The sequence below is a fragment of the Stenotrophomonas sp. CASM110 genome (assembly GCF_049384345.1).
GTDB classification, from domain to species: Bacteria; Pseudomonadota; Gammaproteobacteria; order Xanthomonadales; family Xanthomonadaceae; genus Stenotrophomonas; species Stenotrophomonas muris.
Window position 1 is genome coordinate 68,746 of sequence record NZ_JBMRGI010000022.1, and the last position, 13,382, is coordinate 82,127.

The 13,382-nt window shown below is 65.4% G+C and carries 14 protein-coding genes; 8 read left to right on the forward strand and 6 right to left on the reverse strand.

Going from position 1 to position 13,382, the window contains the following annotated elements:
• Positions 1–64 precede the first annotated feature (64 nt).
• The 6 genes from VG561_RS17410 to ykgO all read right to left on the reverse strand — a co-directional run bounded on the left by VG561_RS17410 (position 65) and on the right by ykgO (position 4,560).
• Positions 65–1,285, reverse strand: a complete 1,221-nt coding sequence (locus VG561_RS17410) for a TraB/GumN family protein (RefSeq protein WP_014646845.1) — start codon at positions 1,283–1,285, stop codon at positions 65–67.
• Positions 1,286–1,289: 4 nt separating this feature from the next.
• Positions 1,290–1,820 carry a GNAT family N-acetyltransferase gene (locus tag VG561_RS17415; RefSeq protein WP_014646846.1) on the reverse strand — a complete coding sequence of 177 codons (531 nt, stop codon included), beginning with the start codon at positions 1,818–1,820 and terminating at the stop codon, positions 1,290–1,292.
• A gap of 14 nt (positions 1,821–1,834) precedes the next feature.
• Positions 1,835–2,722 carry a carbon-nitrogen hydrolase gene (locus VG561_RS17420; protein ID WP_032960744.1) on the reverse strand — a complete coding sequence of 296 codons (888 nt, stop codon included), beginning with the start codon at positions 2,720–2,722 and terminating at the stop codon, positions 1,835–1,837.
• A gap of 160 nt (positions 2,723–2,882) precedes the next feature.
• Positions 2,883–3,920, reverse strand: a complete 1,038-nt coding sequence (locus VG561_RS17425; protein WP_014646848.1) for an agmatine deiminase family protein — start codon at positions 3,918–3,920, stop codon at positions 2,883–2,885.
• 39 nt (positions 3,921–3,959) lie between these two features.
• A complete protein-coding gene (locus VG561_RS17430; protein ID WP_227837998.1) occupies positions 3,960–4,259 on the reverse strand; it encodes a hypothetical protein in 300 nt (99 codons plus the stop codon).
• Positions 4,260–4,434: 175 nt separating this feature from the next.
• Complete coding sequence (ykgO, locus tag VG561_RS17435) at positions 4,435–4,560, reverse strand: type B 50S ribosomal protein L36 (RefSeq protein ID WP_005409283.1); 126 nt, start codon at positions 4,558–4,560, stop codon at positions 4,435–4,437.
• A 197-nt stretch (positions 4,561–4,757) separates the two neighbouring features.
• On the opposite strand from ykgO, the gene cmk reads away from it, so the two are divergent.
• The 8 genes from cmk to galU all read left to right on the forward strand — a co-directional run bounded on the left by cmk (position 4,758) and on the right by galU (position 13,044).
• The gene (gene cmk, locus VG561_RS17440; protein ID WP_014036894.1) at positions 4,758–5,435 is read left to right on the forward strand and encodes a (d)CMP kinase; all 678 of its coding nucleotides are present in this window, start codon (positions 4,758–4,760) and stop codon (positions 5,433–5,435) included.
• 198 nt (positions 5,436–5,633) lie between these two features.
• Complete coding sequence (gene rpsA / locus VG561_RS17445; RefSeq protein ID WP_005416230.1) at positions 5,634–7,319, forward strand: 30S ribosomal protein S1; 1,686 nt, start codon at positions 5,634–5,636, stop codon at positions 7,317–7,319.
• Positions 7,320–7,406: 87 nt separating this feature from the next.
• Complete coding sequence (locus VG561_RS17450; protein ID WP_005409286.1) at positions 7,407–7,712, forward strand: integration host factor subunit beta; 306 nt, start codon at positions 7,407–7,409, stop codon at positions 7,710–7,712.
• Positions 7,713–7,789: 77 nt separating this feature from the next.
• Positions 7,790–8,074: a LapA family protein gene (locus VG561_RS17455; protein WP_014646849.1), complete on the forward strand. Its 285-nt coding sequence runs from the start codon at positions 7,790–7,792 to the stop codon at positions 8,072–8,074.
• Between the two features lie 6 nt (positions 8,075–8,080).
• The gene (gene lapB / locus VG561_RS17460) at positions 8,081–9,259 is read left to right on the forward strand and encodes a lipopolysaccharide assembly protein LapB (protein ID WP_014646850.1); all 1,179 of its coding nucleotides are present in this window, start codon (positions 8,081–8,083) and stop codon (positions 9,257–9,259) included.
• A 3-nt stretch (positions 9,260–9,262) separates the two neighbouring features.
• Complete coding sequence (locus VG561_RS17465) at positions 9,263–10,252, forward strand: MraY family glycosyltransferase (protein ID WP_046430191.1); 990 nt, start codon at positions 9,263–9,265, stop codon at positions 10,250–10,252.
• Positions 10,253–10,255: 3 nt separating this feature from the next.
• On the forward strand, positions 10,256–12,169 hold the full coding sequence (locus tag VG561_RS17470) for a polysaccharide biosynthesis protein (RefSeq protein WP_014646852.1): 1,914 nt from the start codon (positions 10,256–10,258) through the stop codon (positions 12,167–12,169).
• Positions 12,166–13,044, forward strand: coding sequence for a UTP--glucose-1-phosphate uridylyltransferase GalU (gene galU, locus VG561_RS17475; RefSeq protein WP_032960751.1), 879 nt, complete (start codon positions 12,166–12,168; stop codon positions 13,042–13,044). Before VG561_RS17470 ends, galU begins: the two co-directional genes overlap by 4 nt.
• Positions 13,045–13,382 lie beyond the last annotated feature (338 nt).

A 13,382-nucleotide genomic window follows, 5' to 3' on the forward strand; every position in this document is an offset into this window, starting at 1 on the left:
CCGCGTCGCCGCGTCGCCCGAGCATGGGCTCGGGCGCTACAGATTCTGTGGCCGGTTGAGAGGCTTACCCCGCCACCTTGCCCCACACCTTGAAGGTGGTCAGCCACAGGCCGAGCATGCTGCCGATGTTGGTCAGCATGAAGGTCAGCACCACGCGGGTAACGCGATTGCGGTACCAGCCCTTCAGGCTCTGCGCATCGTCGCGCAGCTTCAGGAAGTCCTCGTAGGCCGGCTTGCGCAGGCGCGCTTCCACCAGCGCCGAGAATGCGCCGGTCGGGATGCTCAGGCGGAACGGCTTGAACGGGGCCACCGCGATCGCGGTGAGGATGCTCAGCGGGTGACCGCCTGCCAGCAGGCAGCCCAGGCCCGCCAGGCCGCCGGTATACATTGCCCAAGTCGCCAGCAGTTCGGTGCCCACGCCCAGGCCGCCGCGGTAGAAGCCCACGCCGATGCCGGTCGCCACGATCGCCAGGATCCCGAGCGTGAACCACGGAATGTTGCGCTTCTTCGGCACCGCCTCCAGCTCGGCGCGCAGCGGCGCCGGGGCCTCGGTGTCGGTTTCCAGGTAGCGCGCGAGACCTGCAAGATGGCCGGCACCGACCACCGCCAGCACTTCACGCTGCTGCGGGGTGTGCTCCTCGCGCAGGCGCGTGGCCATGTAACGGTCGCGCTCACCGATGATGGTCTCGTACAGCGCCGGGCTCTCGCTGGCGAACTCACCAAAGCTCGATTCCAGCATGTCGCCCTGCTTGAGCTTTTCGATCTCGTTCTCGCCCACTTCCTCGGACGAGAACAGGCCGGCGCCCAGCCCGGCAACCAGCTTCAGCTTGCCGAAGAACCCAAGCCGCTGCGACGCCCGGCGGAAGGTCAGGCCGACCTCGCGGTCGATCAGGTGCACCGGCAGGTCGCGCTCGCGCGCCAGCTCCACCGCACGCTTCAGCTCGGCACCGGGCTCGATGTCGAGCTGTTCGGCCAGGCGGCGCTGGTAGGCGGACAGGGCCAGGTTGGCGGCGAACAGGGCGACGCGGCCCTTGCGGATCACCTCGACCAGGTCGAGCTTGGCCAGCGTGTCCGGGTCGCTCAGCGCCTGCAGGCGCTGCGGGTCCAGCTCGACGGCAACCGCATCGAAGCGGCCGCTGTCGATGGCTTTTTCCACGGCCTCGACGCTGGCGCGGGAGACGTGGGCGGTGCCCAGCAGGGTGTAGCGCACGCCGTCGCGTTCGACGACGCGCACCGGCTGGCCGGCGAACAGGTCGTCACCGGTCTCGGGAAGGGTTTCGGTCATGGGTTCATTCATTGGAAGGTGCGGTGTCGGCGCCATCGCCGAGCGCGCGCTGCATCTGCACGGTGTCCAGCCAGCGGCCATGCTTGCGGCCGAGGCCACGGAACACGCCGACCAGCTCGAAGCCGAAGCGTTCGTGCAGCTTGATTGAAGCGGTATTGGTCGGTTCGCCGATCACCGCCACCATCTGCCGGTAGCCACGCGCCACGCAGGCGTCGATCAACGCCTGCAGCAGGCCGGTGCCGACGCCCTTGCCCTGGAACGCGGCATCGACGTAGACCGAGTTTTCCACGGTCCACTGGTAGGCAACGCGGGTGCGGTAGGTGTTGGCGTAAGCATAGCCGGCCACCTGGCCGTCAATCTCGGCGACCAGGTAGGGGAAGCCGCGGTCGATGATGTCGCGCATGCGGCGCAGCATCTCGGACGCGTCCGGGATGTCGTACTCGTAAGTGTTGACGAAGTCGGTCACTTCCACCGCGTAGATCGCGGTGATCGCGTCGATGTCGGCCGGGCCGGCATCACGGATGAGGACGGCCATGCGCGGGCTCCGGCTCAGTCGATGTAGCGCTTGAGCAGGTCGCCGTAGGCATCGATGCGGCGATCACGCAGGAACGGCCAGATGCGGCGCACGTGCTCGCTGCGCTGCAGGTCGACGTCGCACAGCAGCACGGTGGCCTCGGTGCCGGCCTCGGCCAGGAACTCGCCCTGCGGGCCCAGCACGTGGCTGTTGCCCCAGAACTGGATGCCCGACGCGCCCAGCGGCGAGGCCTCGTGGCCGACGCGGTTGCAGCTCAGCACCGGCAGGCCGTTGGCCACCGCATGGCCGCGATGGCTCAGCACCCAGGCGTCGCGCTGGCGGGTCTTCTCGTCCTGCACGTCGTCCGGATCCCAGCCGATCGCAGTCGGATACAGCAGCAGCTCGGCGCCGGCCAGCGCCATCAGGCGCGCCGCTTCCGGGTACCACTGGTCCCAGCACACCAGCACGCCCAGGCGGCCCACCGAGGTATCGATCGGCTTGAAGCCGATGTCGCCCGGGGTGAAGTAGAACTTCTCGTAGAAGCCCGGGTCGTCCGGGATATGCATCTTGCGGTACTTGCCGAGCAGCGTACCGTCCTTCTCGAACACCACGGCGGTGTTGTGGTACAGCCCGGCAGCGCGGCGCTCGAACAGCGAGCCGACCAGCACCACGCCATGCTGCTTCGCCAGCGCGCCCAGGCGCTCGGTGCTCGGGCCCGGAATCGGCTCGGCCAGGTCGAACTCGTCCACCGATTCGTGCTGGCAGAAGTACGGGCCGTTATGCAGTTCCTGCAGCAGCACCAGCTTGGCACCCTGCGCAGCCGCCTCGGCCACGCGTGCTTCGATCACCGCCAGGTTGGCGGCGGCATCACCGTGGTTGCGCTCCTGGATCAGGGCGACGGTAAGGGGGCTGCGCGAGTTCATGCGGGGCGTTCCTGCAGGGGAAAACCAGCATGTTAGCGCGGATGGGCGGCGACGGCGTGTCGCGCGCTGAATGGCGCAGCGGGTAGTGCCGGCCGCTGGCCGGCAATCCCGTGGATCCATCAGGCATTGCAGGGTTGCCGGCCAGCGGCCGGCACGACCGTTACGCCTTCAACAGCCCGGCCGGCAGCTGCATGGTGATGCAGTGCAGGCTGCCGTTCTGCCAGATCAGCGAGCGGCAGGGCACCTGCACGATCTCTCGGCCCGGGTGCGCCTGTGCCAGCACGTCGCGGGCCAGGTCATCGGCCGGGTCGCCATAGGCCGGCATCAGCACCGCGCCATTGACGATCAGGTAGTTGGCGTACGAGGCAGCCAGGCGACGGCCTTCGTCGATCACCGGCCGGGCCCACGGCAGCGGGAACAGGCGGTACGGCTGGCCATCCCTGGTACGTAGCGCGGCCAGCTCATTGCCCATCGCCTGCAGTTCGGCGTAATGCGAGTCGCTCTCGTCGTCGCAGGCCTGGTAGACGATGCTGTCAGCCGAGGCGAAGCGGGCGAGGGTATCGATGTGCGCGTCGGTGTCGTCGCCTTCCAGGTAGCCGTGGTCCAGCCACAGCACGCGGTCCTGCTGCAGCCAGTCGGCCAGGTCGGCGCTCAGGCTGGCGCGGTCGCGGTCCGGGTGGCGCTCGTGCAGGCACTTCCAGGTGGTTAGCAGGGTGCCTTCACCGTCGGTCTCGATGCCGCCGCCTTCCAGCGCGAACGGAATGCTGCGGACCGGCGCATCGTTGAATACGCCGGCCTGGTCGAGCACGCCCACCAGCTGGTCATCCAGGGTGGCGTCGAACTTGCCGCCCCAGCCGGTGAAGCGGAAATCCAGCAGCTGGAAGCCGCCGTCGGCACGGCGCAGGGTGATCGGGCCGGAGTCGCGCAGCCAGGTATCGTCGTAGGCCGCCGTGGTGAAGTGGACCTTGTCCATGTCGATGCGGTTGGAGCGCAGTCGCATCTCGGCGTAGGTCTCCACATCGTCGTCGGCCACGCAGATCAGCACCGGCTGGAAGCGGGTGATGGCCGCGACCAGGGCGATGTAGGTCTCTTCCACCTGGCCCAGGCGGTCGGCCCAGTCGGTATCGGCGGTGGGCCAGGCAATCAGGACGCCGCTCTGGGCTTCCCACTCGGCAGGAAAACGAAGGGTCTGGTTCATGGTCTCGCTACACAGGCCCGCCCACGGCGGGTAATGGGATCAACGGATCGGCGGTTTCGGGCCGATTTCGTTCGGGTCCGCCTGGTTGGCCACCACGTCGATCACCTTCTGCTTCTCGAAGTAGACGGTGAACTGCGGGTACACCCAGCGGTTGATGGTCGGCCATTGCCGTTTCTGCCCGCCACGCGGCTGCAGCTGCTCGCTGGGCGCGCCGAACTGCGCCTGCACCTGCTGCATGCTCTGGCCGCGCACGGGCAGGGCACCGGCCGGCTTCTCACGGGCGCGGTCGACAAGCAGGGTATCGGCCAGTGCCGGTGTGGCGGCGGCCAGGGTGGCCATCACGGCCAGGGCGGACAGGTAACGCTTCATCTCGATCTACTCCCCAGTGGTCAAGAAAGGCGATTACAGCAAAAACGGCAGGAAAAAGCCGCATAAACAAAAAACCGCCCGAAGGCGGTTTCTTGCATCGGGTCGGCCCCGCGTAGGGCCAGCCGCAGCCGGAAGGCTGTGAGACTTAGCGCTGACGCGCCTTGAAACGCGGGTTCGACTTGCAGATGACGAAGATCTTGCCACGACGACGCACGACCTTGCAGTCACGGTGACGGGCCTTCGCCGACTTCAGGGAGGACAGGACTTTCATGGCATACCTCGGCGTAAACAGTAGTTGTTCGGGTGGAGCGTGGCCGCGATATGCGAAAGACAATCGGCAGTTGACGCTCGTTCAAGCCCGCCATTCTACCGGGCTTTTCCTCGTGGTTTCAAGTGGTTGCACAAAAGATCCCGCTGGGGGCGTCTGGCAGGGGCTAGAATGGCCTCTTCACACGCTCTGGGACCCCCATGAATCCACTCGCTCCCGTCCTGACCATCGACGGCCCATCCGGGGCCGGCAAGGGTACCATCAGCCGCATCATCGCGCGCCGGATGGGCTGGCATTACCTGGATTCGGGCGCGCTGTACCGGGCGGTGGGCGTGGCCGCAAGCTGGGCCGACATCGATACCTCCGACGCCTCGGCGCTGGTGCGTTGCACCTTCGACACCCACGTTCAGTTTGTCGAGCAGGGCGATGCCATGCGGGTCATGGTCAACGGCACCGATGCCACCGACGAGCTGCGCCTGGAGACCACCGGTGCGCTGGCCTCGGCCATTGCCGCCATTCCCGAGGTCCGCGCTGCCCTGAAGGAGCGCCAGCGCGCATTCAGGGAGCTGCCGGGCCTGGTCGCCGACGGCCGCGACATGGGCACGGTGATCTTCCCGGACGCCTCCTACAAGGTCTTCCTGACCGCCAGTGCCGAGGAGCGCGCCGAGCGCCGGCATAAGCAGTTGAAAGACAAGGGGGTTTCTGTTAACTTTGATGACCTCCTGCGCGAGATCATGGCCCGCGACGCCCGTGATGCCCAGCGTACCGTGGCGCCCCTGAAGCCGGCAGACGATGCTGTCCTCATCGACACCACAGGCATCGGCATCGATGATGTCGTTGCCAGAGTGATGGATCTGCTTCCGGTTCCGGCTGCCTGATCCGTTCGCGCGGGAGCGCTGCCAGCAGCATCGGCGGTGGTCGCGCATAGCAGTGCTGTACCAGCTCCGTCGCGCAATGATGCGTGGCGGTTTTCCTACTACACACGACCTGCGTTTCCGGGGTCGACCAACAGGCGGGCGGTCGCCATTCCCCTGAAGGGGACGCCACCGACCCATGTGTCCAACAGAGTAAATCTAATGACCGAATCATTTGCCGAACTGTTTGAAGCCAGCCAGGCCAATCTGGCCAAGCTGAAGCCGGGCGCCATCGTCAGCGGTACCGTTGTTGAAGTCCGCGGCGACGTCGTGGTGATCAACGCTGGCCTGAAGTCCGAAGGCATCGTGCCGATCGAACAGTTCCGTAACGACGCTGGCGAAATCGACGTCGCCGAAGGCGACATCGTCAAGGTCGCCCTCGACTCGATCGAGAACGGCTTCGGCGAAACCGTCCTGTCGCGCGAGAAGGCCAAGCGCGCGATGGTGTGGGACGAGCTGGAAGAAGCGTTGGAAAAGAACGAAACCATCACCGGCCGCATCAGCGGCAAGGTCAAGGGTGGTTTCACCGTGGACATCAAGGATGTCCGCGCCTTCCTGCCGGGTTCCCTGGTCGATGTGCGCCCGGTGCGCGATCCGGCCTACCTGGAAGGCAAGGAACTCGAGTTCAAGCTCATCAAGCTGGACCGCAAGCGTAACAACGTCGTGGTCTCGCGCCGCGCTGTCGTCGAAAGCGAGCACTCGGAAGAGCGCGAGCAGCTGATGGACAAGCTGCAGGAAGGCGCGATCCTGAAGGGTGTCGTCAAGAACCTGACCGATTACGGCGCGTTCGTGGACCTGGGCGGTATCGACGGCCTGCTGCACATCACCGATATGGCGTGGAAGCGCGTGCGTCACCCGTCGGAAGTCGTGAACGTCGGCGACGAGCTGGACGTCCGCGTGCTGAAGTTCGACCGCGAGCGCAACCGCGTTTCGCTGGGCCTGAAGCAGCTGGGCGAGGATCCGTGGGACAACATCGGCCGTCGTTACCCGGCCAACAGCCGCGTCTTCGGCAAGGTCTCCAACGTCACCGATTACGGTGCGTTCGTTGAGATCGAGCCGGGCGTCGAAGGCCTGGTGCACGTCTCGGAGATGGATTGGACCAACAAGAACGTCAACCCGTCCAAGGTTGTCCAGGTTGGTGATGAAGTCGAAGTGATGGTGCTGGACGTCGATGAAGAGCGTCGCCGTATCTCGCTGGGCATGAAGCAGGTTGCCGCCAATCCGTGGGAAACCTTCGCTGCCACCCACAAGAAGGGTGACAAGGTGTCGGGCCAGATCAAGTCGATCACCGACTTCGGCATCTTCATCGGCCTGGACGGCGGCATCGACGGCCTGGTCCACCTGTCCGACATCAGCTGGAACACCACCGGCGAAGACGTCGTTCGCAACTTCAAGAAGGGCGATACCCTGGACGCCGTCGTCCTGGCTGTCGATCCGGAGCGCGAGCGCATCTCCCTGGGCGTGAAGCAGCTGGAGCAGGATCCGTTCGGCCAGTACATGGCTGCCAATCCGAAGGGCTCCAAGGTTGAAGGCGTGGTGAAGGAAGTCGACGCCAAGGGCGCGATCATCGAGCTGGCTGACGGCATCGAAGGTTACGTCTCGGCCCGCGACATCGCCAACGAGCGCGTTGACGACGCCACCCAGCACCTGAAGGTCGGCGACAAGGTCGAAGCCAAGTTCGTGGGCATGGACCGCAAGGGCCGTACCCTGCAGCTGTCGATCAAGGCCAAGGACGACGCGGAAATGCGCGAAGTGCTGGAGGAATACCAGTCCTCTTCGGCTTCCAGCGGCACCACCCAGCTGGGCGCGCTGCTGCGTGCACAGCTGAACGGCAACAAGTCCGAGTAATCGACCTTACGCTGTTCGTTGTTTCCTGGACGGCCCGGGCATTGCCCGGGCCGTTTCAGGCTGAGATGCCCCTGATGTGAGCCGGTAATGACCAAATCCGAACTGATCGAAATCCTTGCGCGCCGCCAGGCGCACCTGAAGGCCGATGATGTCGATCTGGCGGTGAAGTCGTTGCTGGAAATGATGGGCGGATCGCTGTCCGCCGGGGATCGCATCGAAATCCGTGGATTTGGCAGCTTCTCGCTGCACTATCGTCCGCCGCGCCTGGGTCGCAACCCGAAGACCGGCGAATCGGTTGCCCTGCCGGGCAAGCATGTCCCCCATTTCAAGCCGGGCAAGGAACTGCGCGAGCGGGTCAGCAGTGTGCTGCCGCTGGACGCCGATCCGGCCTGAGCCTTCCGTCGCGCCACCGCGTGCGAATCCAGCCGCGAGTCGGATAAGCTACGGACTCCTGCCACTGGAGCTGTCGCATGAAGGTTTTTCGTCTGCTGGTCCTGCTGGCGGTACTCATTCTTGGGTTGATCATCGGTGCCATGAACATGGACGAGATGACCATCAACCTGCTGTTCACCCAGCTTAAGACCTCGGTCGGCGTGGCCATCATTGCCGCGTTGCTGATCGGCGTCATCGTTGGCGCTGGCCTGGTGTTGGTGAGCGTGGTCATTCCGCTCTACAGCCAGCTGCGCCGCGCCAACAAGTCCGCTGCCGCCACGCCGGCACCGGTTGCTTCCCCTCAATCTTTTGATGGACGCTGATCGAAGATGGATTTCGTCACCGAGTGGTTCTGGTTCTTCCTGTTCGTTCCGCTGGCCGCCCTGGCTGGGTGGGTGATCGGGCGGCGCGGTGGTCAACGCCACGGTGACAGCCAGGTCAGCCGCCTGTCGAGCACCTATTTCCGTGGCCTGAACTACCTGCTCAACGAGCAGCCGGACAAGGCCATCGAGCTGTTCCTGCACATCGCCGAGCTGGACAAGGAAACCTTCGAGACCCAGGTCGCGCTGGGCCACCTGTTCCGCCGCCGTGGCGAAGTCGACCGCGCCATCCGCCTGCACCAGGGCCTGGTCAACCGCCACGACCTCAGTGATGCACAGCGCGTGCAGGCCCTGCTGGCGCTGGGCGAGGATTACATGAAGTCCGGCCTGCTGGACCGTGCCGAGACCGTGTTCACCGAGCTGGCGCAGCTGGATCAGCGCGCACCGCAGGCGCTCAAGCACCTGATCGGCATCTACCAGGCCGAGCGCGACTGGGAAAAGGCGATCGACAACGCGACCCGTTTCGAGGACGTCACCGGCGAGCCGATGGGCAAGCTGATCGGACAGTTCGAATGCGAACTGGCCGAACGTTTCCGTGGCGCCGGCAAGCTGGAAGAGGCGAGGGCAGCGATCGCCCGCGCCTACCAGGCCGACGCGATGTCGGTGCGCGCCGGCATCATCGAGGGCCGGCTGGAAACCGACGCGGGCAATCCAGAGGCCGCCGTGCGCGCCTTCGAGCGCGCCGCGCGCAACGACCCCGAATACCTGCCGGAACTGCTGCCGGCACTGATGCAGAACTATCGCAGGGTCGGCGATCTGGCAGGTGCACGCGCGTTCCTGTCGGAGATGACCGAGCACTACCGCGGCATCGCCCCGGTATTGGCGCTGACCCGGTTGATGGAAGAGCAGGAAGGTGTGGCGCCGGCCCGTGCCTACCTCGGTCGCCAGCTCAAGGATCGCCCGTCGGTACGTGGCGAATCCGCGCTGATCGATCTGACCCTCGCCGAGGGAGCCGATTCCACCGCCACCCTGCATGACCTCAAGCACATCACCGACCAGCTGCTGGTGCGCAACCCGGCCTATCGCTGCACGCGCTGCGGCTTCGGTGCGCGTACCCACCACTGGCAGTGCCCGAGCTGCAAGGAGTGGGGGACGGTCAAGCCGCTGCTGAACTACGCGGTGCTCTGATCCATGCCCTGGCTTGTGATGGGCGCGCTGCTGGGGCTCGCCCTGCTCAGTGCGTTGCTGACCTGGGCTGCGCGGGGCTATGCACTGCGCCAGCAGTTGATGGACCAGCCGGGCGAGCGTCGCAGCCATAGCGTTGCCACCCCGCGCGGTGGCGGCATCGCCATCGTCATCAGCCTGCTGGTGACCGCCGGCGTGGCCATCTGGGCCTGGCCCGAAAGCACGCCGACGGTGCTGGTGGCCAGCCTTGGGCTGGTGCTGGTGGCCGGTATCGGCTGGTGGGACGACCACAAGCCCCTGCCGGCGATGCGTCGCCTGCTGGTGCATTTCATCGCCGCAGCGCTGTTGGCCGGCCTGGTCAAGGTGAATGGTGGCAGCTGGCTGTTGGCGGTGCTGGTGCTGCTGTTCACCGCGTCGCTGATCAACATCTGGAACTTCATGGACGGCATCAATGGCATCGCCGCCAGCCAGGCCGTTGTGGCGATGCTGGGGCTGGCGCCGGTACTGCCGTGGCCCTATTCACTGGCCGCCGTGGCGCTGGGCCTGGCCTGCCTTGGATTCCTGCCGTTCAACTTCCCTCGCGCCCGGATCTTCATGGGCGATGTTGGAAGCGGCGCGCTGGGGTATGCGGTCGCAGTGGTGCTGGCGATCGCCAGCGTGCGTACCGATATCAACTGGATCCTGCTGCTGGTACCGGTTTCGCCGTTCCTCGTGGACGCGGGCTTCACACTGCTGGCGCGCATCATTTCCGGACAACGCTGGATGGAACCCCATACCCAGCATGTCTACCAGCGCGCGGTGCAGGCAGGAGCCAGTCACCCGCAGGTGACAGGGATGTACTTTGCTTTGGGTCTGTTCAGTATTACAGTGTTCAATGTCTGCTCCAATTTGCAGCCGAGGTGGGAGGCTGTCGTGGCGATCGCGTGGTTCATCGCGCTGAGCGTCCTCTGGCTCCTCCTGCGCAATGGAATGCGCCACCGACAAGGAATTACCTGAATTATGGCTTCACCCTGGCGGGACAGAATCCTCGGCCTGATGCCGCGTTCGGCCATCGTCTGCCACGACCTCTTCATGGTCTGGGCATGCTGGCAGCTGCTCCATGCAGGGCGTTACTCGATCCTGCCCAACGCCCCGGCGCTGCCCCTGTGGAACGTCGATACCACCCTGGTCCTGCTGCTGCAGGGCCTGGTGTTCTGGCGCGTGGGCCTGTACCGCGGCCTGTGGCGGTTTGCCAGCGTCAGCGACCTGCTGAACATCTTCAAGGCCAGCTTCATCGGCATGGTGGCCATCATCCTGGTGCTGATGTGGAAGCGCTTCGACGGCGTACCCATGTCGGTGCTGGTGATCTACCCGTTCGCGCTGTCGGCACTGCTCGGCGCGCCGCGCCTGCTGTACCGCGCCTGGAAGGACTACCAGGCACTGCAGTCCGATTCCAGCGCCCGCCGCGTGCTGATCCTCGGCGCCGGCCAGGCGGCCGAGACCCTGGTGCGCGACCTGCGCCGCTCCGGCAACTTCGAGCCGGTCGGCCTGCTCGACGATGCACCGCACCTGCGTGGCGCCAAGCTGCAGGGCCTGCCGATCCTGGGCACGCTGGATGACGCGCCGACGGTGGTCCGCGAGACCGCTGCCAAGCTGCTGGTCATTGCCATGCCGTCGCTGGACGCCGCAGGCATGCAGCGCGTCGTCGCGATCTGCGAAAGCACCGGCGTGCCGTTCCGTACCGTGCCCAAGCTCAGTGACATCCTGCAGGGCCAGTCGCTGCCGGGCCAGCTGAAGGAAGTGGCGATCGAGGACCTGCTGGGGCGCAAGCCGATCATGCCGGACTGGAACCTGATCCGCGGCTGGTTGGGTGGGCGCACCGTGATGGTTACCGGCGCCGGTGGTTCGATCGGCTCGGAGCTGTGCCGCCAGTGCGCGCGGCATGGTGCCGGTCGCATCATCCTGCTGGAGATCAGCGAGCTGCTGCTGCTGACCATCGAGGGCGAGCTGCGTCGCAGCTTCCCCGATGTCGAGATCGAGGCGGTGCTGGGCGACTGCGGTGACCCGGCGGTGATCCGCCACGCGCTGTCGCTGCACCCCGTCGATACCGCTTTCCATGCGGCCGCCTACAAGCATGTACCGGTGCTGGAACGCCAGCTGCGTGAAGCAGTGCGCAACAACATCCTGGCGACCGAGAACGTCGCGCGCGCCTGCCTGGAAGCCCGCGTGGAGCATTTCGTGTTCATCTCCACCGACAAGGCGGTCGACCCGGTCAATGCGCTGGGCGCGAGCAAGCGCTACGCCGAGATGATCTGCCAGAGCCTGGACCAGAAGTCCACGCATACCCGTTTTGTCACGGTGCGCTTCGGCAACGTGCTGGCATCGGCCGGCAGCGTGGTGCCGCTGTTCCGCGAGCAGATCCTGCGCGGTGGCCCGGTCACGGTCACCGACCCGGAAGTCAGCCGCTACTTCATGACCATTCCCGAGGCCTGCCAGCTGATCCTGCAGGCGGCCGCATCGGCGTCGCATGGTGCGATCTATACCCTCGACATGGGCGAGCCGGTGCCGATCCGCGTGCTGGCCGAACAGATGATCCGCCTGACCGGCAAGCAGCCGTACAAGGACATCCAGATCATCTATACCGGCCTGCGTCCGGGCGAGAAGCTGCACGAGACGCTGTTCTATTCGGACGAAGATTACCGCTCCACCGCGCACCCGAAGATTCTTGAAGCCGGCGTGCGTACGTTCTCGCGCGACCTGGTGCTGGGCAACGTTCCGCGCCTGCGCGAGGCGATTGCCAGCTACGACACCGCCCGCATCCAGGAAATCCTGTTTGCGACGATGCCGGAATTCTCGCCAATCGAACAGGATGCTTACATTTCATCCGCTAAAGTCGTGCCTTTTCCGGCACGTGAGGCCAACAGGCACCAATGAGCAAGCGAATTCGCAAAGCAGTTTTCCCGGTGGCAGGATTGGGGACGCGTTTTTTGCCAGCAACCAAAACTGTGCCGAAGGAGATGCTGCCGATCATTGATCGGCCGCTGATCCAGTACGCGGTGGATGAGGCGATCGAAGCCGGCTGTGACACGCTGGTGTTCATCACCAACCGCTACAAGCACGCCGTTGCCGACTATTTCGACAAGGCGTACGAGCTGGAGCAGAAGCTTGAGCGCGCTGGCAAGCAGGAGCAGCTGGAACTGATCCGGCACGTGCTCCCCAATGGTGTGCGCGCGATCTTCGTGACCCAGGCCGAGGCGCTGGGCCTCGGGCACGCGGTGCTGTGTGCCAGGTCGGTGATCGGTGACGAGCCGTTTGCCGTACTGCTGCCCGACGACCTGATCTGGAACCGCGGTGCGGGCGCGCTGAAGCAGATGGCCGACCTCAACGAAGCCAGTGGCGCCAGCGTGATCGCGGTTGAAGACGTGCCGCACGATAAGACCGCCAGTTACGGCATCGTCGCCACCGACGCGTTCGATGGCCGCAAGGGCCGTATTTCGCAGATCGTCGAGAAGCCGAAGCCGGAGGACGCGCCGAGCGACCTGGCGGTGGTGGGTCGTTACGTGCTCAGCCCGAAGATCTTCGAGCTGCTGGAACAGACCCAGACCGGTGCCGGCGGCGAGATCCAGCTGACCGATGCGATTGCCGAGCTGCTGAAGACCGAAGAAGTCGATGCCTATCGTTTCGAGGGCACCCGCTTCGACTGCGGCACGCACCTGGGTCTGGTGGAGGCGACGATCCGCTTCGCGCTGGACAACCCGAAGCTGGCTGGCCCGGCGCGGGAGAAGCTGGCGGCGATGCTGGCGGAATAAGGGTTTTATCAAGCGCTCCGTGCGGCGCCTTGATTGATACGTGGGGGAGGGGGCGGATGGCCCTCTCCAAAACACGCTAAAGCCCTTCCATGGTGCTCGATGGCGCCATCCATGGCGCCAACGGTTTTGGAGAGGGCCATCCGCCCCCTCTCGACAGTTTCCGTGTGGCGCGGACGGGAAGGGCGGAATCAAAGGCAGAAGCAGAAGCAAAAAGGCAGCCACTGGCTGCCTTTTTTCGTGGGTTGGGGTCAGATCCCTTTGCGCAGCAAAGGGATCTGACCCCAGCCTTTGACCCTGCCTTTGCTCATCCCTCCGCCGCGGGGAGGCTGGAAGGGCCG